Source organism: Streptomyces sp. NPDC088810 (assembly GCF_044750305.1).
Classification (GTDB): domain Bacteria; phylum Actinomycetota; class Actinomycetes; order Streptomycetales; family Streptomycetaceae; genus Streptomyces.
This window is the reverse complement of the sequence record NZ_JBIVJQ010000009.1, coordinates 52,855-74,990: the sequence shown is the minus strand read 5'-3', so window position 1 is coordinate 74,990 and position 22,136 is coordinate 52,855. Positions and strand designations below refer to the sequence as shown.

The 22,136-nt window shown below is 71.4% G+C and carries 20 protein-coding genes; 10 read left to right on the top strand and 10 right to left on the bottom strand.

Going from position 1 to position 22,136, the window contains the following annotated elements; all coding sequences use genetic code 11:
- Nucleotides 1-19 precede the first annotated feature (19 nt).
- Nucleotides 20-625, top strand: coding sequence for a PadR family transcriptional regulator (locus ACIP4Y_RS26495; protein ID WP_358637753.1), 606 nt, complete (start codon nt 20-22; stop codon nt 623-625).
- Here the strand turns inward: ACIP4Y_RS26495 and ACIP4Y_RS26490 are convergent.
- Both ACIP4Y_RS26490 and ACIP4Y_RS26485 read right to left on the bottom strand, forming a co-directional pair.
- Entirely contained in the window at nt 619-2,025 is a 1,407-nt protein-coding gene (locus tag ACIP4Y_RS26490; protein ID WP_401397989.1) for a glutamate decarboxylase, read from the bottom strand. The two genes, ACIP4Y_RS26495 and ACIP4Y_RS26490, sit on opposite strands and share 7 nt — an antisense overlap.
- 24 nt (nt 2,026-2,049) lie before the next feature.
- Nucleotides 2,050-3,333 (bottom strand): ion channel protein, encoded by a 1,284-nt coding sequence (locus ACIP4Y_RS26485; protein ID WP_401397987.1) that lies wholly within the window; start codon nt 3,331-3,333, stop codon nt 2,050-2,052.
- Between the two features lie 112 nt (nt 3,334-3,445).
- Here ACIP4Y_RS26485 and ACIP4Y_RS26480 point away from each other — a divergent pair, with 112 nt between their 5' ends.
- Nucleotides 3,446-4,210 (top strand): MerR family transcriptional regulator, encoded by a 765-nt coding sequence (locus tag ACIP4Y_RS26480; RefSeq protein WP_401397985.1) that lies wholly within the window; start codon nt 3,446-3,448, stop codon nt 4,208-4,210.
- Between the two features lie 157 nt (nt 4,211-4,367).
- Entirely contained in the window at nt 4,368-5,351 is a 984-nt protein-coding gene (locus ACIP4Y_RS26475; protein ID WP_401397983.1) for a DedA family protein, read from the top strand.
- 28 nt (nt 5,352-5,379) lie between these two features.
- On the opposite strand, the gene ACIP4Y_RS26470 is transcribed toward ACIP4Y_RS26475, so the two are convergent.
- Both ACIP4Y_RS26470 and ACIP4Y_RS26465 read right to left on the bottom strand, forming a co-directional pair.
- Nucleotides 5,380-7,032 (bottom strand): threonine/serine exporter ThrE family protein, encoded by a 1,653-nt coding sequence (locus tag ACIP4Y_RS26470; protein ID WP_401397981.1) that lies wholly within the window; start codon nt 7,030-7,032, stop codon nt 5,380-5,382.
- Between the two features lie 114 nt (nt 7,033-7,146).
- On the bottom strand, nt 7,147-7,638 hold the full coding sequence (locus ACIP4Y_RS26465; RefSeq protein WP_030342671.1) for an inorganic diphosphatase: 492 nt from the start codon (nt 7,636-7,638) through the stop codon (nt 7,147-7,149).
- Nucleotides 7,639-7,762: 124 nt separating this feature from the next.
- Between ACIP4Y_RS26465 and dacB the strand changes: the two genes are divergently transcribed.
- From dacB to folE, 6 genes are all read left to right on the top strand, one after another.
- Nucleotides 7,763-9,319: a D-alanyl-D-alanine carboxypeptidase/D-alanyl-D-alanine-endopeptidase gene (dacB, locus tag ACIP4Y_RS26460; RefSeq protein WP_401397979.1), complete on the top strand. Its 1,557-nt coding sequence runs from the start codon at nt 7,763-7,765 to the stop codon at nt 9,317-9,319.
- Between the two features lie 90 nt (nt 9,320-9,409).
- Nucleotides 9,410-10,543, top strand: a complete 1,134-nt coding sequence (locus ACIP4Y_RS26455) for a zinc-dependent metalloprotease (RefSeq protein WP_401397977.1) — start codon at nt 9,410-9,412, stop codon at nt 10,541-10,543.
- A 192-nt stretch (nt 10,544-10,735) separates the two neighbouring features.
- The gene (gene tilS, locus ACIP4Y_RS26450) at nt 10,736-11,794 is read left to right on the top strand and encodes a tRNA lysidine(34) synthetase TilS (protein ID WP_401397975.1); all 1,059 of its coding nucleotides are present in this window, start codon (nt 10,736-10,738) and stop codon (nt 11,792-11,794) included.
- A gap of 111 nt (nt 11,795-11,905) precedes the next feature.
- A complete protein-coding gene (gene hpt, locus ACIP4Y_RS26445) occupies nt 11,906-12,466 on the top strand; it encodes a hypoxanthine phosphoribosyltransferase (RefSeq protein ID WP_031165039.1) in 561 nt (186 codons plus the stop codon).
- 217 nt (nt 12,467-12,683) lie between these two features.
- On the top strand, nt 12,684-14,723 hold the full coding sequence (ftsH, locus tag ACIP4Y_RS26440) for an ATP-dependent zinc metalloprotease FtsH (RefSeq protein WP_401397972.1): 2,040 nt from the start codon (nt 12,684-12,686) through the stop codon (nt 14,721-14,723).
- Between the two features lie 143 nt (nt 14,724-14,866).
- A complete protein-coding gene (folE, locus tag ACIP4Y_RS26435; RefSeq protein WP_030342684.1) occupies nt 14,867-15,472 on the top strand; it encodes a GTP cyclohydrolase I FolE in 606 nt (201 codons plus the stop codon).
- 37 nt (nt 15,473-15,509) lie between these two features.
- Here the strand turns inward: folE and ACIP4Y_RS26430 are convergent, their stop codons facing one another.
- The 6 genes from ACIP4Y_RS26430 to ACIP4Y_RS26405 all read right to left on the bottom strand — a co-directional run bounded on the left by ACIP4Y_RS26430 (nt 15,510) and on the right by ACIP4Y_RS26405 (nt 20,701).
- Complete coding sequence (locus ACIP4Y_RS26430; RefSeq protein ID WP_401397970.1) at nt 15,510-15,998, bottom strand: DUF3180 domain-containing protein; 489 nt, start codon at nt 15,996-15,998, stop codon at nt 15,510-15,512.
- A gap of 101 nt (nt 15,999-16,099) precedes the next feature.
- A complete protein-coding gene (folK, locus tag ACIP4Y_RS26425) occupies nt 16,100-16,711 on the bottom strand; it encodes a 2-amino-4-hydroxy-6-hydroxymethyldihydropteridine diphosphokinase (protein WP_358637731.1) in 612 nt (203 codons plus the stop codon).
- Nucleotides 16,708-17,067 (bottom strand): dihydroneopterin aldolase, encoded by a 360-nt coding sequence (gene folB, locus ACIP4Y_RS26420; RefSeq protein ID WP_401397968.1) that lies wholly within the window; start codon nt 17,065-17,067, stop codon nt 16,708-16,710. Before folB ends, folK begins: the two co-directional genes overlap by 4 nt.
- 250 nt (nt 17,068-17,317) lie before the next feature.
- Entirely contained in the window at nt 17,318-17,848 is a 531-nt protein-coding gene (locus ACIP4Y_RS26415) for a nuclear transport factor 2 family protein (RefSeq protein WP_401397966.1), read from the bottom strand.
- The gene (gene folP, locus ACIP4Y_RS26410; protein ID WP_401397964.1) at nt 17,845-18,759 is read right to left on the bottom strand and encodes a dihydropteroate synthase; all 915 of its coding nucleotides are present in this window, start codon (nt 18,757-18,759) and stop codon (nt 17,845-17,847) included. The genes ACIP4Y_RS26415 and folP overlap by 4 nt, the downstream gene beginning before the upstream one ends.
- A gap of 127 nt (nt 18,760-18,886) precedes the next feature.
- A complete protein-coding gene (locus ACIP4Y_RS26405; protein ID WP_401397962.1) occupies nt 18,887-20,701 on the bottom strand; it encodes a phosphatidylglycerol lysyltransferase domain-containing protein in 1,815 nt (604 codons plus the stop codon).
- A gap of 225 nt (nt 20,702-20,926) precedes the next feature.
- Between ACIP4Y_RS26405 and ACIP4Y_RS26400 the strand changes: the two genes are divergently transcribed.
- On the top strand, nt 20,927-22,054 hold the full coding sequence (locus ACIP4Y_RS26400) for an alpha/beta hydrolase (protein WP_401397960.1): 1,128 nt from the start codon (nt 20,927-20,929) through the stop codon (nt 22,052-22,054).
- Nucleotides 22,055-22,136: the final 82 nt, after the last annotated feature.

The window sequence follows — 22,136 nt, the reverse complement described above, 5'->3', positions numbered from 1 at the left end:
CGGCCATAACCTGGACCCCATGTCAGCGATCCGACTCCTCGTGCTGGGCGCGGTCCGCCAGCACGGGCGGGCCCACGGCTACCAGGTCCGGGGCGACCTGGAGTACTGGGGCGCGCACGAGTGGTCCAACGCCAAGCCGGGCTCGATCTACCACGCCCTGAAGCAGATGGCCAAGCAGGGGCTGCTGCACGCGCACGAGATCGCGCCCTCCACGGCGGGCGGACCGCCGCGGGTCGAGTACGAGCTCACCGGCAAGGGCACCGAGGAGTACTTCGGCCTGCTGCGCGAGGCGCTGGTCACCTACGACCAGCGCGGCGACGTGAAGACGGCCGCCATCGGTTTCATGGTGGACCTGCCGAGGGCCGAGACGGTGGCCCTGCTGAAGGAACGCACCCGGCGGATCGAGGAGTGGCGGTCCTCGGTCACCGAGCACTACATCCCCGAGGACGGCCCCGAACAGCTCGGCCACATCGGCGAGATCATGAACATGTGGATCCACACGGCCGACTCCGAGGCCGAGTGGACCCGTGGCCTCGTCGCCCGCATCGAGCAGGGCGCCTACACCTTCGCCGACGAGGGCGAACCGTTCGCCGGCCTGCTCGCCGAGGACGCGGAGGGTCAGTGATGGAACCCGGTGGCCGCGCCCTTGTCCCGGGTCAGCGGGTGCGGCTGGCGCCGTAGCTCCGGCAGCAGGCGGGCCAGGTCGTCGACGAAGAGGTCGGCCAGGTCGTGCGAGAAGCCGTTGCGGCACACGATCCGCAGCACGGACAGGTCCTCCCGGTGGGGCGGGAAGGTGTAGGCGGGCACCAGCCAGCCGCTCTCGCGCAGCCGCCGGGAGACGTCGAAGACGTCGTACGACGTGACGTCGTCGGCCGTGGTCAGCGCGAACACCGGAAGCTGGTCGCCGCGCGTGAGCAGCCGGAAGTCGCCGAGCGCGGCGATCCGGTCGGCGAGCGAGCGCGCCACGTCCCGCGTCGACTGCTGCACCGCGCGGAAGCCCTCCCGGCCCAGCCGCAGGAACGTGTAGTACTGCGCGACCACCTGGGCGCCGGGCCGGGAGAAGTTCAGCGCGAAGGTCGGCATCTCGCCGCCCAGGTAGTTCACCCGGAACACCAGCTCCTCGGGCAGCGCCTCCCGGTCCCGCCACAGCGCCCAGCCGACGCCCGGGTACACCAGGCCGTACTTGTGGCCGGAGGAGTTGATCGACGCCACGCGCGGCAGCCGGAAGTCCCACACCAGGTCCTCGTCCAGGAAGGGCGCCACCATCCCGCCGGACGCGCCGTCCACGTGCACCGGGACGTCGAGCCCCGTGCGCTCCTGGAGGGCGTCCAGGGCCGTGCACAGGTCGGCGATCGGCTCGTAGGAGCCGTCGAAGGTGGAGCCGAGGATGCCGACGACCCCGATGGTGTTCTCGTCGCACAGCTCGACGGCGGCCTGCGGGTCCAGGTGGAAGCGCTCGCCCTCCATGGGGACCAGCCGGGCCTCCACCTCCCAGAAATTGCAGAACTTGTCCCAGCACACCTGGACGTTGATCCCCATCACCAGATTGGGCCGCGCGCCCGGGTACCGGCCGGCGTTCCGCTTCGCCCAGCGCCGCTTCAGGGCCATACCGGCGAGCATGCACGCCTCGCTGGACCCGGTCGTGGAACAGCCCACCGCGGCCGCCGGGTCCGGCGCGTTCCACAGGTCGGCGAGCATGGCCACGCAGCGCCGCTCCAGCTCGGCCGTGCGCGGGTACTCGTCCTTGTCGATCATGTTTTTGTCCCGGCACTCCGCCATCAGCACCCCGGCCTGCGGCTCCATCCAGGTGGTGACGAAGGTGGCCAGGTTCAGCCGGGCGTTGCCGTCCAGCATCAGCTCGTCGTGCACCAGCTGGTACGCCGTGGACGGGGGCAGCGGGGCGTCCGGCAGCCGGTGGGTGGGCGGGGCCTCGATCATGCCGCCGACCGGGTCGGCCTCCCCGAAGAACGGGTTGACCGACACCGTCCGCGCCTCGTGCCGCTCGGGGCCTTTGTGCAGGGCCATCAGGTGCCTCCAGGGGTATGAGGGTCAGCGGACCGGGGTGCCGTCCTCGCGCAGCTGCATCTGCGGACGGCCGGTCACCAGCAGCCAGGCCGGCAGCGAGGCGATGCACAGCAGGGCGAGGACGGCGGGCGAGGCCACCAGGACGGCGGCGGTGAACAGGCTCACCCAGCCCTGCCGGGTGATCGCCAGGAGCATGCCGAGGACGCCGGTGGCCACGCCCAGCGAGGGCTGCACGGCCGGCACGAGCGCGTGGGCGGCGAGGCCGAGGGCGGTGCCGACGAAGACCGTGGGGAAGATCCGGCCGCCCCGGAAGCCGCAGGAGGCGGCGACGAGCAGCGCGGCCAGCTTCACCACCGTCATGGTGACGAACTGTCCCGCCGACCAGCCCGCCGGATCGCGGGCCAGCTGCCCGACCTCGGACAGCCCCTTGAACAGCGTGAGATGCCCGCCCAGGGCCGCCAGGCCGGCCAGCAGGACCCCGCCGGCCGGAAGCATCAGCATCGGGTGCCGCAGCCGTCCCAAAGCCGTGTGGACGTAGGGGAAGGCGTAGACGGCGCACAGGCCGAGCGCCGCGGCCACCGGGGCGATCACCAGCGCGGCCAGCAGGTCCGTGCCGTTCGGGTGCCCCAGGGGCGGCAGGCCCAGGTCGAAGGTCGGGTGGGCCACCAGGGTGGTCGTCATGGCCCCGCACGCGCCGGCGGTCAGCGGGGCGAACAGGTTGTCCCACAGCCGGCCCCGCATGGGCCGCCCCGCCAGCGCCTCGGAGATGACCAGCGCCGCCGCCACGGGCGTGCCGAACAGCGCGCCGATCGTCGCGGACTCCGCCAGTACGGGCCACAGGGTGCCCGGCGTCCGGGGCATGAGGCGCCCGCCGAGCCAGGCGGCGAGGCCCATGTTCGCGGCGATGATCGGGTTCTCCGGGCCGAGGCTGGGTCCGCCGGCCAGCATGAGCCCGGTGGCCAGCACCAGGCCCGGCAGCACGGCGGGCGGCAGGACGGGGGCGTTCAGCGCGAGGGTCGCGGGGTCGGGACCGGCGTGGCCGGGCACCTTCCAGACCACCAGCCCCACGGCGATCCCGGTGGCGGTGAGCATGACGAACATCCACAGCACGGACCAGCGGCCCACGCCCAGGGCGTCCGGCAGCGGCCCCCACAGCACGCCCTGGAGCTGCTCGGCCGCCGTGCTCACCCCGACGAAGACCAGGCTCGCGGCCACGCCCACGACGACGGCGGGCAGGATGAACGGCAGCAGAGCCCGCGCCGGGGCGGTCGGAGCGCTCGGGGGCGCCTGCGTCGTCTCCTGGGCCACGCGCTCACCATAAACGGACAAAACGCATGCAACATCCCGAACCGAATCCGGCTTGCACCTCACGTGACGTGAGGCCTCAGCGTGGACGCGTACCGACGACAAGGAGCGGAAAGTGAGCTACTCCGTGGGACAGGTCGCGGGGTTCGCCGGCGTCACGGTGCGCACCCTGCACCACTACGACGAGATCGGCCTGCTCGCCCCCAGCGAGCGGACGTACGCCGGCCACCGGCGCTACAGCGACGCCGACCTCGACCGGCTCCAGCAGATCCTGTTCTACCGCGAGCTCGGCTTCCCGCTCGACGAGGTCGCGGCCCTGCTCGACGACCCGGACGCGGACCCGCGCACCCACCTGCGCCGCCAGCACCACCTGCTGACCGCCCGGATCGAGAAGCTGCAGAAGATGGCCGCGGCCGTGGAGCAAGCCTTGGAGGCACGCACGATGGGCATCAACCTGACGCCGGAGGAGCGGTTCGAGGTGTTCGGGGACAAGGACCCCGAGCAGTACGCCGAGGAGGCCGAGCAGCGCTGGGGCGGAACCGAGGCGTACGCCGAGTCACAGCGCCGCGCGGCGACGTACACCAAGGAGGACTGGAAGCGCATCACGGCCGAGGTCGACGACTGGGGCGAGCGGTACGCCGCCCTGGTCGCCGCCGGCGAGCAGCCGGCCGGCGAGGCGGCCATGGATCTGGCCGAGGAGCACCGCCGGCACATCAGCCGGTACTACTTCGAGGTCCCGTACGAGATGCACCGGTGCTTCGCCGAGATGTACGTCTCCGACGAGCGCTTCAAGGCGTTCTACGACTCCCTGCGTCCCGGGCTCGCCGAACACCTGCGCGAGGCGATCCTCGCCAACGCGGACCGGCACACCACGTCCTGACGTCCGGTGCCCGGGGCCCGGGGGCCGACCCCGGGGCCCGGGCACCGGTCGGTACCGCGGTGGAACCCGGGGCGGTCCCCTCACGTTGATAGTTTTGTACGGCGCCCCATCGAGTTCAGCCGCCGCAGCCGCCTTCACCCCTCAGGAGCCCGGACCCGTGATGACACTCGCCCTCGGCCCGAGCTGGCTGGACCCCAACTATCTGCTCAGCACCTACAGCATCTGGGGCCTGCTGCTCATCGTCTTCGCCGAGTCCGGCCTGCTCATCGGCTTCTTCCTGCCGGGTGACTCGCTGCTGTTCACCTGCGGCCTGCTGATCACCTCCGGCGACCTGGACTTCCCGCTGTGGGCGGCGATCGCCCTGATCTGCCTCGCCGCGGTCCTCGGCGACCAGGCGGGCTACATGTTCGGCAGGAAGGTCGGACCGTCCCTGTTCAACCGCCCGGACTCGCGCCTGTTCAAGCAGGAGAACGTCACCAAGGCGCACGAGTTCTTCGAGAAGTACGGTCCGAAGTCCCTGGTCCTGGCCCGGTTCGTGCCGATCGTGCGGACGTTCACGCCGATCATCGCGGGCGTCAGCGGCATGAAGTACCGCTCGTTCCTGATCTTCAACGTCATCGGTGGCGTCCTGTGGGGCGCGGGCGTCACCCTGCTCGGCTCCTGGCTCGGCAACATCGGCTTGGTCAAGAACAACATCGAGGCGATCCTCATCCTGATCGTCCTCGTCTCCGTGGTCCCGATCGCGATCGAGTTCCTCCGCGCCCGCGGCAAGAACAAGAAGGCCGAGCAGACCCGGCCCGAGCCCCGGCCGCAGTCCCCGCAGCAGCCCGCCTACCAGCAGCCGCAGTACCAGCAGCCCCCGGTCATGGACGACGCCACGACCCGCCTGCGCCGCATCGAGCCCGAGCAGCAGCAGTACCAGCAGCCGCAGCAGCAGGACTGGAGCCAGCAGCAGGGCTACGACGAGTACTACGACCAGCAGCAGTACCCCCAGCAGGAGTACAACCAGAACCAGTACGGCCAGAACCAGTACGGCCAGAACCAGTACGGCCAGGACCAGTACGGCCAGGACCAGTACGGCCCCGAGCAGTACGACCGGAACCAGCAGGACCAGTACCCGTACGACTACCGCCAGCAGTAGCAACGGGCGCGGGTGGACCCAAACCCGCCTAGAACCCCCTGGTCCGCTTGGCGGCCCGCCGCTTCCCTGCGGAGCCGACCCGCAGGAACAGCCGGGAGATCTCCGACCCGAGGTGGACCCCGATGGCGATGGCCATCGCCAGCGACGCGGCCTTGGCCAGCGACACCAGCCCCTTGTCCATGTCGTTCTGCGCCATGGACAGCAGCCCGAAATAGGTCGCGGAACCGGGCAGCAGCGGCCCGATCGCCGCCGTCGTGTACGGCAGCGCGGAGGCGAACCGGTAGCGGGACAGCAGCTGCCCGAACAGCCCCACCAGGCCCGCCGCCACGGCCGTGGAGGCCACCGGCGAGATGTCGCCCACGTAGTGCATCGCGCCGTACACCGACCAGGCGACACCCCCGTTGAGGGTCACCCAGAGCACGGTGGACCGTTCCTGCTGGAGCAGGATCGCGAAGGTCAGTGAGAGCAGCATCGAGGCCGCGATCTGGATCAGCGGCCGCTCGGAGATGGTCGGCACCGCGTCCGGATTGAGCTTCCCGCCGATCTTCACGCCGAAGTACAGGACGACCAGCACGCCGACGACGATCCCGACGAAGAAGTACATGACCTCCAGCAGCCGGGCGGAGGCGGTGATGTAGAAGCCGGTCAGCCCGTCCTGCACACCCGCCACCAGCGCCCGCCCGGGCAGCAGCGCGAACAGTCCACCGGTGATCACCGCGGAGCCGTTCACGTCCACGTGCGCCAGCGCCAGCGCCACCCCGATCGCCGCGGGCGGCATCGCGGCCACCGTGAACTGGTAGAACTCCGGCAGCCCGCGCCCCGCGCACAGCCACGCGAGCCGGTCGCCGAGCATCGCGCCCAGCGCGGCCGCCACGAACACGATGACGTCACCGCCGACCAGCACGGAGGCCGCACCGGCCAGCAGCCCGCTCGCCAGGGTCAGCGCCCAGCCGGGGTACGGGTGCCGGTTGCGGCGGATCTCCGCCAGCCGCCGGTAGGCCTCCTCCAGCGAGACATGGGTCTCCGGGTCGGTCAGATCGTCCACGAGCCGGAACACGGCCGACAGGCGCGTGTAGTCCGTACCCCGCCGCCGTACCGTCCGGGACGCCGTCACCGGGTCCTCCACCAGGGACGGCTGGTGCGAGATCGACAGCAGCGTGAAGGTGACGTTCGGCTCGCACCGGTCCAGGCCGTAGGACCGGCACACCGCGAACATCGCGGCCTCCACGTCCTCCGCGCCCTCGCCGCCGGCCAGCAGCAGCTCCCCGATGCGCAGGGTCAGGTCCAGCACGCGCGGGACGGCCGGACCGTCCTCCTCCACCCGCTGCACCGGCTCCGGCGCCGGCCGCTCGGCCACCGGCATGCGCAGCATCGTGCGCATCCGGTCCTGCCAGGGCGCGTCCTTGACCAGACTCACCAGCGGCACCCCGGTGGCCGGCGTGAACGCGGCCGGGGGGTGATCCGCGCTGTAGGTGCTCGGCGGACTGAACGCCGACCCCTCCGGCTCGGCACTCGGCGGCTGCGGCGTCAGCAGCCCCTCCGGCAGGGCGAACTCGGAGGTCGTCTCCGAGTCCTCGCCCTTGGGAACGTCGAGACCCCGGGGAATGGCGAACTCGGACGTGATCTCCGGGTCGTACCGCGCCTCGTCGGACCGGGGTTTGCGGTCCTCCGCCTCCGTCACTCGCACCGCTCCCTGAACGACACCTTCCGTAGGCCTCAGTATGCGCATGGGTACGCAAACGGGCCGCGCCACCCCACGCAGGGTGCCGCGGCCCGCGGAAGACAAACCGGCCGGTCAGTGGCCGCCCTGCTCCTTGAAGCGCTTGTACGACCGCTCGATCTCCACCTCGGCGTCCGTGCGGCCCACCCAGTTGGCGCCCTCGACCGACTTGCCGGGCTCCAGGTCCTTGTAGACCTCGAAGAAGTGCTGGATCTCCAGGCGGTCGAACTCCGACACGTGGTGGATGTCGCGCAGGTGCTCCACCCGCGGGTCGGTGGCCGGGACGCACAGCAGCTTGTCGTCGCCGCCCGCCTCGTCCGTCATACGGAACATGCCGATCGCGCGGCAGCGGATGAGGCAGCCCGGGAAGGTCGGCTCGTCCAGGATGACCAGCGCGTCCAGCGGGTCGCCGTCCTCGCCGAGGGTGTTCTCGACGAAGCCGTAGTCGGTCGGGTAGGCGGTCGAGGTGAAGAGGCGACGGTCCAGGCGGATCCGACCGGTCTCGTGGTCCACCTCGTACTTGTTCCGCGAACCCTTCGGGATCTCGATCGTGACGTCGAACTCCACCGGTGGCTCCTCCATGATCAGCACATAGTTCTGGTGGTTAAGTGTCCCTCACGCAGGTGTGTGATCGCGAAAGGGGCTGGTGGTCGTGCCAGAGCTGAGGCCTTGGCGAGCCGCGGGACCGCAGATGGTGCGGATCGCGAACGCCGTACGACCGCGTCTGGCGAGCGCCGTGACGGCCGCCGGGCCACGCCTCGCACGGCTGACGAGAGCCGTGCGTGTCAGGCCTGCGCACCTCCCCCGTCTCCCCCGTCCGCGGACCGTCAGGACCTGGCAGTACACCGCGGGCGCCGCCACCGCCGGCCTGGCACTGGCCGCCGGCGTGGTGACCGTTGCCGGTCCCTGGGACGCCAACGGTCAGCGTACGGCCGAGCGGGACCGGGCCGCCGCCCTGGAGCGGTCAGGTGGCGCAGATCACGGCCGCTCCGGTACGGCGCGGGCCGGGGCGCCCCGGCCCGCGCCGAGCGCCGCACCCGTCCTGGCGGGCCTGGGCGGCACCGCGAGCGCCGTCGGCACCAAGAAGGCCGCCCCGGCCCCCAAGGACCTCTCCGGCCTCCTGGGGCCCCTCCTGGACGCTCCCGCGCTCCACGGCCCCCACGCGGCGGCCGTCGTCGACGTCACGACCGGCGCCCAGCTGTACGGCGCCGACGCCGGCCAGGCCCTCACCCCCGCCTCCACCACCAAGATCGCCACCGCCGTCGCCGCGCTGTCCGCCCTCGGCCCCGACCACCGCCTCACCACCCGCACCGCCCTCGAACCCGACACCCGGGAGCTGGTCCTGGTCGGCGGCGGCGACCCCACCCTCACCGCGCACACCCGGGCCGACGGCTGGGCGAGCCTGCGGGCGCTGGCGGCGGACACCGCCGAGGCGCTGGGCCGGCGCGGCATCCACAAGATCACCCTCTCCTACGACACCACTCTGTTCACCGGCCCGGCCCTGCACCCCATCGGCGTCAACGACAACCTCGCCCCGGTCAGCGCCCTCACCGCCGACGAGGGCCGTACCGACGGCTCCGCCAGCGGCCCGGTCACCCGCGTGGGCGACCCGGCGGCGGACGCGACGGCCAGGTTCGCGGGCTTCCTGAAGGACGCCGGCATCACCACCACCTCCCCCGGCCCCTCCAAGGCCAGCACGCGCGCGGAGAACCTCGCCACGGTCTCCTCGCCCCCGCTGTCCGCCCTGGTGGAGCGGATGCTGACCAACAGCGACAACGACATCGCGGAGGCCCTGGCCCGGCACACGGCCCTGGCCGGCGGGCAGCCGGCGAGCTTCGACGGCGGTGCCGAGGCCATCGCCACGCAGCTGCGCAAGCTCGGCCTGCCCATGGCGGGCGCCGCCTTCCACGACGGCAGCGGCCTCGACCGCGACGACCGGCTCACGGCCGACCTCCTGACCGCCCTGCTGGTCAAGGCGGGCGACCCGCACCGCCCCGGCCTGCGCCCGGTCCTCACCGGCCTGCCCGTGGCCGGCTTCACCGGCACCCTGAGCACCCGGTACACCGACGGCGCCGCCGGTGTCGTACGCGCCAAGACCGGCACCCTGACCGGCGTGAACACCCTCGCCGGCACGGTCGTGGACGCCAACGGCCGCCTCCTGGCCTTCGCCTTCCTGGCCTCGGACACCACCAACGCACTGGAGGCCCAGGCGGCCCTGGACAAGGCGGCGACGGCACTGGCGGGCTGAGGGCCGCACCGAGGGCCCCGCCGACACCTCCGGCACCCGCAGGCCCACACGGCCTGCCCGAAGCGGGAACGCTCACGTACGGTTGACAGCATGACTGGCTTCGGCGGCACCGCATCTCCCGGGATGGTCGACTGGAACCTCGCGGTGGCAACCGCGACACGGCTCGTACGCCCCGGTCCCGACGTCAGCCGCGACGAGGCCAGGTCCGTCGTCGCGGAGCTGCGCCGGCACGCGAAAGCCTCGGAAGGACACGTCCGCGGCTTCACCCGTATGGGCACCGAGGACACCCACGACACCCCGGTCCTCGTCGTCGACCGGCCCGGCTGGGTCCGCGCCAACGTCGCCGGCTTCCGGGAGATCCTCAAACCGCTCCTGGAGAAGATGCAGGAACGGCGCGGCAACAACCCGGGCAGCGCGGTCCTCGGCGCCGTCGGCGGCAAGGTCACCGGCGTGGAACTCGGCATGCTCCTGTCGTTCCTGTCCTCCCGCGTCCTCGGCCAGTACGAGACCTTCGCCCCCGCCGCCCGCGACCTCCCGGCCGGCGGGAACGGCGGCGGCCGGCTGCTGCTCGTCGCGCCCAACATCGTCCACGTGGAACGCGAACTCGACGTCGAGCCGCACGACTTCCGCCTGTGGGTGTGCCTGCACGAGGAGACCCACCGCACGCAGTTCACCGCCGTGCCCTGGCTCCGGGACCACCTGGAGGGTGAAATCCAGTCGTTCTTGGCGGAGACCGACGTCGATCCGATGACCTTCCTCGAGCGCATCAGGGAAGCCGCCCAGTCCCTCGCCGGCGGCCGGCCCGAGGGCGAGGAGGAGGACGGCGGACGCTCCTTCGTGGAACTGGTGCAGACCCCTGCCCAGCGGGAGATCCTCGGCCGTCTGACGGCCGTGATGTCCCTGCTGGAGGGGCACGCCGACTACGTCATGGACGGCGTCGGCCCGAGCGTCGTACCGACCGTCGCGGAGATCCGCGAGAAGTTCCAGCAGCGCCGCGCGAAGGGTGCCTCCCGCCTGGACGTGGCCCTGCGCAAGCTGCTCGGTCTGGATGCCAAACTCAGGCAGTACCGGGACGGCGAACGCTTCGTGCGGGCCGTGGTCGAGCAGGTCGGCGTCGACGGCTTCAACCGCGTGTGGACCTCGCCCAACACCCTGCCCACGAAGGCGGAGATCGCCAAACCGGCGGACTGGGTCGCGCGGGTGCACCGCAGGCCCGAGGCGTGAACGGCGTGGGGAAGTCGTGAAACGAATCCGGCCGACGGCAGGCGAACGCCCCTTCAATCACCCGTCCGAGGGACCGTGAGCCATGCGTAGGCGTGCAATGCTCGGGGAACCGCCCGCTTCTGTCACCATCTACACACTCTGAGTGACCGGCTCGGGCTCACCCCCCGAAAAACTTCATGAAGGGAACCGGACATGGGTCCCCATCCTGCGGTCGCGGCGATACGCCTGGCGGTCCGCCGCGTCCTCCACGACATCCTGAACGACCACGAGACGTCCCGCGTGCACCCGGGCCCGCAGCCCTCCGGCGCGCATCCGGACCGGACCGCCGAGCGGCCCCCCTCCCCGCTCGTCCTCGTCGCGTGCTCCGGCGGCGCCGACTCCATGGCCCTCGCCTCCGCCCTCGCCTTCGAGGCCCCCAAGCTCGGCATCCGGGCCGGCGGGGTCACCGTCGACCACGGTCTCCAGCCCGGCTCCGACCTCCGCGCCGACGAGGTCGCCCTGCGGCTGCGCGGACTGGGACTCGATCCGGTCGAGTCCGTCGCCGTGACCGTCGGCCGCGAGGGAGGCCCCGAGGCCGCCGCCCGGGACGCCCGCTACGCCGCCCTGGACGCCGCCGCCGAACGCCACGGCGCCGCCGCGATCCTGCTCGGCCACACCCGCGACGACCAGGCCGAAACCGTCCTGCTGGGCCTCGCCCGCGGCTCCGGCATCCGCTCCCTGTCCGGCATGGCCGCGGTCTCGGGGGCCGGCGGCCGTTACCGGCGGCCCTTCCTGCAGCTGGACCGGCAGACCGCCCGCAAGGCCTGCATGGTCCAGTCCCTGCCCGTCTGGGACGACCCGCACAACGCCGACCCCGCCTACACCCGCTCCCGGCTCCGGCACGAGGGCCTGCCCGCGCTGGAGAAGGCCCTCGGCAAGGGGGTCGTGGAGGCGCTCGCCCGCACCGCCCAGCTCTCCCGCGACGACGCCGACGCCCTGGACGCCTGGGCCCGCCAGGCCGAGGCCTCGGTACGGGACGCCGCCGGCCTGCTGGAGTGCGCCAAGCTGTACGCCCTCCCGCCCGCCGTGCGCCGCCGGATCCTGCGCCGGGCCGCCATCGAGGCCGGTGCCCCGGCCGGCGCGCTGTTCGCCCGCCACATCGAGGAAGTCGACCGCCTGATCACCGGCTGGCGCGGCCAGGGGGCCATCAATCTCCCGGGCAAAGTCGTCGCCCAGCGGCAGGGTGGCAGACTGGTGATTCGGCAAGGCTGAATCCCGACCCTCCCGGAGCGACCCTCCGGCGGGCCGGGCGGCCGGAGGCCGTGCATGCGGCCGGAGCCGGTGGCCGCGCACGCGGCCTTAAGTGCGGGACGACCGAAAGTGATGCGGGTGGACGCGAAAGACATGGGTGCCGACCTCCAGCAGGTGCTCATCACCAAGGAAGAGATCGACGCGAAGCTGGCCGAGCTGGCCGCGAAGATCGACGCGGAATACGCGGGCAAGGACCTGCTGATCGTCGGCGTCCTCAAGGGCGCGGTGATGGTCATGGCCGACCTCGCCCGGGCGCTGTCCACCCCCGTCACCATGGACTGGATGGCCGTGTCCTCCTACGGCGCGGGCACCCAGTCCTCCGGGGTCGTGCGGATCCTCAAGGACCTCGACACCGACATCAAGGGCAAGCACGTCCTGATCGTCGAGGACATCATCGACTCCGGCCTGACCCTGTCGTGGCTGATCAACAACCTCGGCTCGCGCGAGCCCGCCTCCCTGAAGGTGTGCACGCTGCTGCGCAAGCCGGACGCCGCGAAGGTGGCCATCGACGTGGAGTGGGTCGGCTTCGACATCCCCAACGAGTTCGTCGTCGGCTACGGACTCGACTACGCCGAGAAGTACCGCAACCTGCCGTTCGTCGGTACGCTCGCGCCTCACGTCTACGGCGGCTGAGCCGCCCCGGGCCGTGGGCTGAGCCACTCGGCCCAAGCCCGGTAGGACGATCGGGAACCCCAGCGGGTTCCGTTCCGTTGAAGCATGCAGAGACGGGATTCCCAGCCGTCGAAACGGCTCCGTGCGGCTTCGGGCAACATTGCTGGGGTACCGTCAGAAGAACTGTCTTATCAAACTCACTATGGCAGGAGGGACGGGGCGGCACCGCTCCGTATGGATGGACGTGAAGCGATACTTCCGTGGGCCGGTCATGTGGATCGTGCTGGCCGTCCTTGCCGTGGTCGTGTTGATGCAGGTCGTCGGCTCGTCCGGCGGCTACAAGACGGTGGACACCGGCCAGGTCGTTGCGGCGATCAATGACAACAGGGTCCAGTCGGCCAAACTGACCACAGGCGACGAGCAGACCATCAAGGTCACCCTCAAGGACGGCCAGAAGGTCGACGGCAGCTCCAAGATCCAGGCGAGCTACATCGGCGACCAGGGCGTGCAGCTCGCCGGCTCGCTGCAGACCAAGTACCAGGACAAGCAGATTCCGGACGGCTACACGGTCTCGCCGTCCAAGCAGAACCCGTTCGTCGGCGTCCTGCTCTCCCTGCTGCCCTTCGTCCTGATCGTGGTCGTCTTCCTGTTCCTGATGAATCAGATGCAGGGCGGCGGCTCCCGGGTCATGAACTTCGGGAAGTCCAAGGCGAAGCTCATCACCAAGGACACCCCGAAGACGACCTTCTCCGACGTCGCGGGCTGCGACGAGGCCGTCGAGGAGCTCCAGGAGATCAAGGAGTTCCTCCAGGAGCCGGCCAAGTTCCAGGCCGTCGGCGCCAAGATCCCCAAGGGCGTGCTGCTGTACGGCCGCCCGGGTACCGGCAAGACCCTGCTCGCGCGCGCCGTCGCCGGCGAGGCGGGCGTCCCCTTCTACTCGATCTCCGGCTCCGACTTCGTCGAGATGTTCGTCGGTGTCGGTGCCTCCCGGGTCCGTGACCTGTTCGAGCAGGCCAAGGCGAACGCTCCGGCGATCGTCTTCGTCGACGAGATCGACGCGGTCGGCCGCCACCGCGGCGCCGGCCTCGGCGGCGGTCACGACGAGCGCGAGCAGACCCTGAACCAGCTGCTGGTCGAGATGGACGGCTTCGACGTCAAGGGCGGCGTCATCCTGATCGCCGCCACGAACCGCCCGGACATCCTCGACCCGGCGCTGCTGCGCCCGGGCCGCTTCGACCGGCAGATCGCGGTCGACCCGCCGGACCTGCAGGGCCGTCTGGAGATCCTCAAGGTCCACCAGAAGGGCAAGCCGGTCGCGCCCGACGTCGACCTGTCCGCCGTGGCCCGCCGCACCCCGGGCATGACCGGTGCCGACCTCGCCAACGTGCTGAACGAGGCCGCGCTGCTCACCGCCCGAGGCGACCAGAAGCTGATCGACAACAAGGCGCTGGACGAGGCGATCGACCGCGTGGTCGCGGGCCCGCAGAAGCGGACCCGGATCATGTCGGACAAGGAGAAGAAGATCACCGCGTACCACGAGGGCGGTCACGCCCTGGTCGCGGCGGCCTCGCCGAACTCCGACCCGGTGCACAAGATCACGATCCTGTCCCGCGGCCGTGCCCTCGGGTACACGATGGTCCTGCCGGACGAGGACAAGTACTCGACCACCCGCAACGAGATGCTCGACCAGCTCGCCTACATGCTGGGCGGCCGGGCGGCCGAGGAACTGGTCTTCCACGATCCGACCACCGGTGCCGCGAACGACATCGAGAAGGCCACCAACCTGGCCCGCGCGATGGTCACGCAGTACGGCATGACCGAGCGCCTCGGCGCGATCAAGTTCGGCGGCGACAACAGCGAGCCCTTCCTCGGCCGTGAGATGGCTCACCAGCGCGACTACTCGGAAGAGGTCGCCGCGCTGGTGGACGAGGAGGTCAAGAAGCTGATCGAGACGGCGCACAACGAGGCCTGGGAGATCCTGGTCGAGAACCGCGACGTGCTCGACAACCTCGTCCTCCAGCTGCTGGAGAAGGAGACGCTGGGCAAGGAGGAGATCGCCGAGATCTTCGCCCCCATCGTCAAGCGCCCGCCGCGGCCCGCCTGGACCGGCTCCTCCCGCCGTACCCCGTCCACCCGCCCGCCGGTGCTCTCCCCGAAGGAGCTGGCACTGACCAACGGTGCGAACGGCGCGACGGCGGCGATCAGCACGGCCAAGTCGACGCCGGCGGAGTCCGCCCCGGTGACCGAGCAGGCCCCGGAGGACCGCCGGGAGAACTGACGGCGAGTGACCGTGTTTCGGCCAACAGGGCCGGAATGGATGCCGTGCCCCCCAGGTTCTAGCCTGGGGGGCGCGGCATTTCGCATGTCCGCAGACGGAACGCGAGGCAAACGCGCGTGCGAGGCACAGGAACGAGGAACCAGATGACCGACCCGGTGACGCTGGACGGCGAGGGCCGCATCGGCGAGTTCGACGAGAAGCGCGCCGAGAACGCCGTGCGGGAGCTGCTGATCGCGGTCGGTGAGGACCCGGACCGCGAGGGGCTGCGGGAGACGCCGGCCCGGGTCGCGCGGGCCTACAAGGAGATCTTCGCCGGCCTGTGGCAGCAGCCGGAGGACGTCCTGACGACGACGTTCGACCTGGGGCACGACGAGATGGTCCTGGTGAAGGACATCGAGGTGTACTCGACCTGTGAGCACCATCTGGTGCCGTTCCGGGGCGTCGCCCACGTCGGTTACATCCCGTCCGAGACCGGCAAGATCACCGGCCTGTCCAAGCTCGCCCGGCTGGTCGACGTCTACGCCCGCCGGCCGCAGGTGCAGGAGCGCCTCACCACGCAGATCGCGGACTCCCTGATGGAGATCCTGGAGCCGCGGGGCGTCATCGTGGTGGTCGAGTGCGAGCACATGTGCATGTCCATGCGCGGCATCCGCAAGCCGGGCGCGAAGACCATAACGTCCGCCGTGCGCGGTCAGCTGCGGGACGCCGCCACGCGGAACGAGGCGATGAGCCTCATCATGGCGCGCTGACCGCACCGACCGCGCCGCCGGGCGGGGGAGCCGGGGTTCAGGCCACCGGCTCCGCTCCCGGGTGGTTCTGGTCGTCGTCCTCCGGGAGCTTGCAGACCCGCTCCAGGAACAGGGCGGCCGCTATCACGCCGATGCCTGCCAGCACCGAGAAACCGGCGTAGAGCGCCTGGTCCCGGCGGGCCGGGATGTCCAGCAGCTCCAGCAGGAAGACGCCCGTGCCGCCGTACATACCGGAGACGAGGGCGGCGACCAGGGCGCTGGCCTGACCGAAGACGACCGCCCGGGCGGCCATCAGCGGGTCCACGCCCTTGGCGCCGGGCCGGCGCTCGCGCTGGGCCTTCAGCCGGGCGCGCAGCGAGAGCGCCGTGGCCAGCAGGACCACTGAGATCAGCGCGAGGACGACCGGAGCGGCCAGGGGGACGCTGGGGAGGGTCCCGATCGAGTTCCAGAGGCGGGCGCCCGCCCAGGACAGGACGCCGGCCACGACGAACACGCCCGCCAGCACCCTGATGCGCAGCTCTCTCACGGTGTCCCTTCAGTTCCCCCGGACCATCCCGGGTCGCTTCACCCGGACCGTCCCGGACGGACGGTGGTCGTCGTGGTCGTGATCCGTCTCGACCTTAACGACTACTCGGGCAACCGGAGTTCCAGGTCCGCGCGCGGCGCGACACCTTCACGGGTGACGCCGGACAGCAGATCGGCCACCGTACCGCGGCCGGGGAGCTGTGCCTGCGGGTCCACGTCGTGCCAGGGCGCGAGCACGAACGCACGCTCGTGGGCGCGCGGGTGGGGCAGGGTGAGGTGCGGGTCGTCCGAGGTGACGTCGGCGTAGGCGACGATGTCGACGTCCAGCGTGCGCGGGCCCCAGCGCTCGTCCCGGACGCGGTGGAAGGCCTCTTCGACGGCGTGCGCCCGCTCCAGCAGTGAGGAGGGGGGCAGGGTCGTCTTCAGGACCACGACCGCGTTGAAGTACGACGGCTGGCTGCCGGGCGCCACGCCCCACGGCTCCGTCTCGTACACCGGGGAGACGGCCTTCACTCGGACCCCCGGGGTGTCCTCCAGGGCGTCGACGGCGCCCTGGAGGGTCTCCAGGCGGTTGCCGAGGTTGGAGCCGATGGAGATCACGGCCCACTTCGGGTTGCTCAGCGTCGTGTCGGCGGCGTCCACCTTCTCGACGACCGAGGCGGGCACCGGCTGGACGGTCGGGTCGCTGTGACCCTGGCGGAAAGGTCGGGTCATGCTCGGCTCCGGGTGATGGTGACGGTCACGTCGTCGAAGGGGACGGTGATCGGCGCGTCCGGCTTGTGCACGCAGACCTCGACCTCCTGGACCCCTTCGTGTTTCAGGCAGGTCCGGGCGATCCGCTCGGCGAGGGTCTCGATGAGGTCCACCGGCTCGCCCTCGACCACGGCCACGACCTCCTCGGCCACGATGCCGTAGTGCACGGTCTTCGCCAGGTCGTCGTCGGCCGCGGCCGGCCGGGTGTCCAGGCCGAGGACGAGATCCACGATGAAGGTCTGGCCCTCCTCGCGCTCCTTGGGGAACACACCGTGGTGCCCGCGGGCCTTGAGGCCGCGCAGCGCGACACGATCCACGCGAATCACTCCTGCAATCGTCGGGAACGACCGGCCCGTACCGCGTGCGGGCGGCACACCGGCCTCAGACGAATCTACCTGCGGGCACCGACAGAGCCGGGCCGCGGGCGCGCGGGCGCGCACCGCTCCCCGCAGGGTTCACCGGGTGTTTCCCCTGGGGAACCCGGCCCTGTCATGGGCTGGTAGCCGCTCCTACCCCGGGGTAGGTGATTCCAACCACTTCCCGGATCAGGTTCGCGACAGCCCCGGGTCAGGCCAGGGGGTCGTCGTCCGGGTTCACGCCGTTGACGTGGTTCTCGTCGTCGCCTTCGTCGGTCTCGGCCAGCACCGGGGAGGCGTGGTGGGACCACAGCTTCCAGCCCGACGGCGTGCGCCGGAACACGTTCGTGGCGACGACGAGCTGGCCGACCAGCGGGCCCAGTTCCGCGCCCTCCTGCGCGGGGCCGCCGCTCAGGATGTTCTCCGTGCAGGTCACCAGCGCGGTGTCGCCGGTCACCGAGACGTGCACGTCGGTGAGGAAGAACTGGATGTAGTCCGTGTTGGCCATGATCAGCGCGTACGACCGGAGGACCTCGCCGCGGCCGGTGAGCACCGGCCAGCCCGGGTGCACGCAGGAGATCACGCCCGAGTCCGCGGGATCGTGGTAGGTCTCGTCCACGCCCAGGTCGGCGGGGGTCAGCCAGAGGGAGGAGACCTCCTCGAAGTCGCCGCGTTCGAGTGCCTCGTAGAAGGCGGTGTTCGCGGCCTCGACCTGCTCCACGTCGGTATGGGGGGCGCTCACCGCTCTCCTTCCGCCCGGCGCTCGCTGTCCGTCCCGCGCGTGGGTTCTGCCGCGCGCGCCTGCTCCACGGCCCGGGCGACGCGTACCGCGTCCGCCGTGGCGCGCACCTCGTGCACGCGCACTGCCCAGGCACCGGCGTGCGCCGCGAGGGCGGAGACGGCGGCCGTGGCCGCGTCGCGCTCCCGGGCCGGCGGGGGCGCGCCCTCCGGCCCGGCGAGAACCCGGCCGAGGAACCGCTTGCGGGAGGCGGCGACCAGCAGGGGGTGGCCGAGGGCGCGCAGCCGGTCCAGGTGGGCGAGGAGCGTGAGATCGTGCTCGGCCTGCTTGGAGAAGCCCAGGCCGGGGTCGACGACGATGCGGTCCGGGGCGATGCCGCCGGCCAGAACGGCCTCCACGCGCGCGTGCAGTTCGTCCACGACCTCGCCGACGACGTCCTCGTAAACGCCCTTGACGTTGCCGCCCTGGAGGAAGCCGCGCCAGTGCATGACGACGAAGGGGGCGCCCGCCTCGGCGACCACCGGGATCATCGCGGGATCGGCGAGGCCGCCGCTGACGTCGTTGACGAGGGCGGCGCCGGCCGCGAGGGACTGTTCGGCGACGGAGGCGCGCATGGTGTCGACGGAGACGACGACTCCCTCGGAGGCGAGGCCGCGCACCACGGGGATGACCCGCCGCAGCTCCTCGGCCTCGTCCACGCGCGTGGCGCCGGGCCGGGTGGACTCCCCGCCGACGTCGACCAGGTCCGCGCCCTCGGCGACGAGGTCCAGGCCGTGCTTGACGGCGACGGTCGTGTCGAACCAGCGGCCGCCGTCGGAGAAGGAGTCGGGGGTCACGTTCACGACCCCCATGACCGCGCACCGGTCCCATGCCGGAAGGCCGGCCACTCGGCCGCGCCCGCTGAGGTTGTTCATACGTTCAGCGTAGGCCCAGGCGGATGCCGGGAACGCCCGGCGGCCCGGGCGGAAGCCCCCGGGCTGGAGGGGGAGGGGCTTCCGCCCGGGCCGGTCTTCGGGCCGTACCATCCGGCGCGTCCGCGGCTCAGGCGGCTCGGACGTCCCGTTCGGCCACGGCGTGCGCGCACGGGCGTCCGGCGGCGGCCCGGCGCCGGCGCAGGAAGCGCGGGATCGGCAGCGCGAAGTTGACGAAGCCCTCCGCCTGCATGGCGGCGAAGCCGATGCGGGGCAGGTCGGCGGAGGCCCGGTAGACCACGAACCGCGGCTCCCAGCGGGGCTGGAACTTGGCGTTGAACTTGTACAGCGACTCGATCTGGAACCAGCGCGAGAGGAACACCAGCAGCCCGCGCCAGGCGCGCAGCACCGGACCGGCGCCGATCTTCTCCCCGCGCGCGAGGGCCGAGCGGAACATCGCGAAGTTCAGCGAGACCCGGGTGATGCCGAACTTCGGGGCGGCCTGCAGGGCGGCGACGATGAGCAGTTCGTTCATGCCGGGGTCGGCGCTGCGGTCACGGCGCATCAGGTCCAGCGAGGCGCCGTCCGGGCCCCAGGGCACGAAGTGGAGGATCGCCTTGAGGTCGCCGTACTCACCCGGCTCGTCGTCCTGCTTGTGGGCGGTGGCGATCAGGCAGTCGCTGTCGGAGGGGTCGCCGATGCGGCCGAGAGCCATGGAGAAGCCGCGCTCGGTGTCCGTGCCGCGCCAGTCCTCCGCCGCCCGGCGGATCCGCTCCAGCTCGGCCTCGCCGAGGTCACGGATGCGCCGGACCCGGGTTTCGTAGCCGGCCCGCTCGATGCGCTTGACCATCTGGCGCACGTTGCGCATCGCGCGTCCGGCGAGCGAGAAATCCGCCACATCCACCACCGCCTCGTCACCCAGTTCCAGGGCGTCCAGGCCGGTCTCGCGGGTCCACACCTCGCCGCCCGTCTCCGAACAGCCCATGACCGCGGGCGTCCAGGAGTGGGCCTTGGCCTCGTCCATGAAGCGCTCGATGGCGCCCGGCCAGGCCTCGACGTCCCCGATGGGGTCGCCGCTGGCGAGCATCACGCCGGACACGACCCGGTAGGTGACCGCGGCCTTGCCGCTCGGCGAGAACACGACCGCCTTGTCGCGGCGCAGCGCGAAGTGGCCGAGCGAGTCGCGCCGGCCGTGCCTCTCCAGCAGTGCGCGCAGCCGGGACTCGTCCTCCTCGGTGAGGCGCGCCGCCGGGTGCTCCGGGCGGAAGGCCAGGTAGATGGTGGTGGCCGCGGTGATCCAGCCGAGGGCGCCGAGGGAGAACGCGACCGTCCAGGAGGTGTTGCCCTGGTAGTCGACCGGGCCCTCGAAGCCGAACAGGCCGTAGATGACGTGCGTCAGCCGGTCGGCCAGACTCGGGTCGCCGATCGTCCGGTTCGGGTGGACGCTGACGATGACGAGGCCGAGGGCGACGGAACCGGCGCTCATGAGCACGAAGTTGGCGAGCGCGCGCCACCTGCTGCGCGGGTCCGGCAGCGCCTCGAACTGCTGCCGGTGGCGCAGCAGCGGCACCAGCAGCGCAACGGCGATGAGCACGCCGACGATCGAGTGCCGGTAGGCGAACTGCGCGGCGGCGCCCGCCGGGAGCAGTGCGACCGCGGCCCGCCAGGCCCGGCGCTTGTGCCTTTTGAGGCCGTGCGCGAGCAGCAGCAACAGCACGCCCGAGCTGAGCGAGAGCGCCGCTGCGAAGGGGCCGAACGAACCCGGCAGCACTTCCGCGATAGCGTGCATACGGCTGTGCCGGAAGCGCGGGAAGACGCCCGCGGCGATGTCCAGGACGCCGACGATCGCGGCGGCCCGGCCGACCAGAGCGGGAACGGCCTCGGGACGCGGGCCGCGCAGTATGCGCCGCGCCCGGCTTGATCGGCTCGGAACCCCGCCCGACATTTCCCCATCTATCCTGACAGACATCGCATCCCGTAGTTCTGCGAGAGACCTTGGACCCGGGCCCGATCGGGCAGCCGGCGACATTGCGCCCTCTAGGACGGTGTCTCGGGGAGAGAGGTTCACTCCTCACCGGAAAGTCGGGTCAAAGGCCAAGGAAAGCCCCGGGCAAGTCCACGCGACGAGGTGTGGGCGGGAACGGGCGGAAAGCGCAGGCAGGAAACAGCCATGGGTCTCACGAGCAACAAAGTGCTGGTGCTGGCGATTCTGATCGCTGTCGTGCTGTTCATCGGCACGGTGTGGCTGTGGCCGCGGCTGGCCCGGCAGAACTGGCGGGCCGTCAGCGGACGGGTCGGCCTGCTGCTGTCCACCCAGGTGGCGCTCTTCGCCTCCGTGGGGCTCGCCGCCAACCAGGCGTTCGGCTTCTACGCCAGCTGGGCCGACCTCTTCGGCAAGGAGACCGACCAGGGTGTGGTCATCGACCACTCGGCCCACGGCAGCACCGGCGGCCCGCTCCAGGTGGTCTCCACCTCCGACGTGCCGGGGGTGCGCGCCTCGCGGCCGGAGATAGGCGGCCAGGTCCAGAAGGTCGACATCGTCGGCCGTACGACCCACATCGTCACGCCCGCGTACGTGTACCTGCCGCCGGAGTACTTCCAGCCGCAGTACCGCACGCGTACGTTCCCGACGGCCGTCGTGCTGACCGGCTACCCGGGCACCGCGCGGTCGCTGGTGGACAAGCTGAACTACCCGAGCACGGCGCAGCGGCTGGCCAAGGACGGGCGGATGCAGCCGATGATCCTGGTGATGCTGCGGCCGACCGTGGCGCCGCCGCGGGACACGGAATGCGTGGACGTGCCGGGCGGGCCGCAAGCGGAAACGTTTTTTGCGAAGGATCTGCCGGACGCCGTCCTCACCCACTACCGGGCCGGCAAGCGGCCGGGCAGCTGGGGCGTCATCGGCGACTCCACCGGCGGCTACTGCGCCCTCAAGCTCGCCATGCACCACCCCAACGTCTACGCGGCCGGCGCGGGCCTCTCGCCGTACTACAAGGCGCCGATCGACCCCACGACCGGTGACCTCTTCCACGGCGACAAGAAGCTGCAGAACCGTGCCGACCTGTTCTGGCTGCTCCAGCACGAGGAGGCGCCGGACACCTCGCTGCTCGTCACCAGCAGCAAGGTCGGCGAGCACAACTACAGGGCCACGACGCGGTTCATAGAGCAGGTGCAGGCCACGAACCTGACCCGGATCTCGTCGATCATCCTCGACAGTGGCGGCCACAACTTCAACACCTGGCGGCGCGAGATCCCGCCGACCCTCCAGTGGATCAGCGGACGGCTCACCGACCGCTGAGCCGGCGGGGCCCCGACTCCCGTGAAGGCCGCGGTGTGGCCGGGTTTTTACGGGGCGGGGGCCCATGATTCGCCTACGCGCG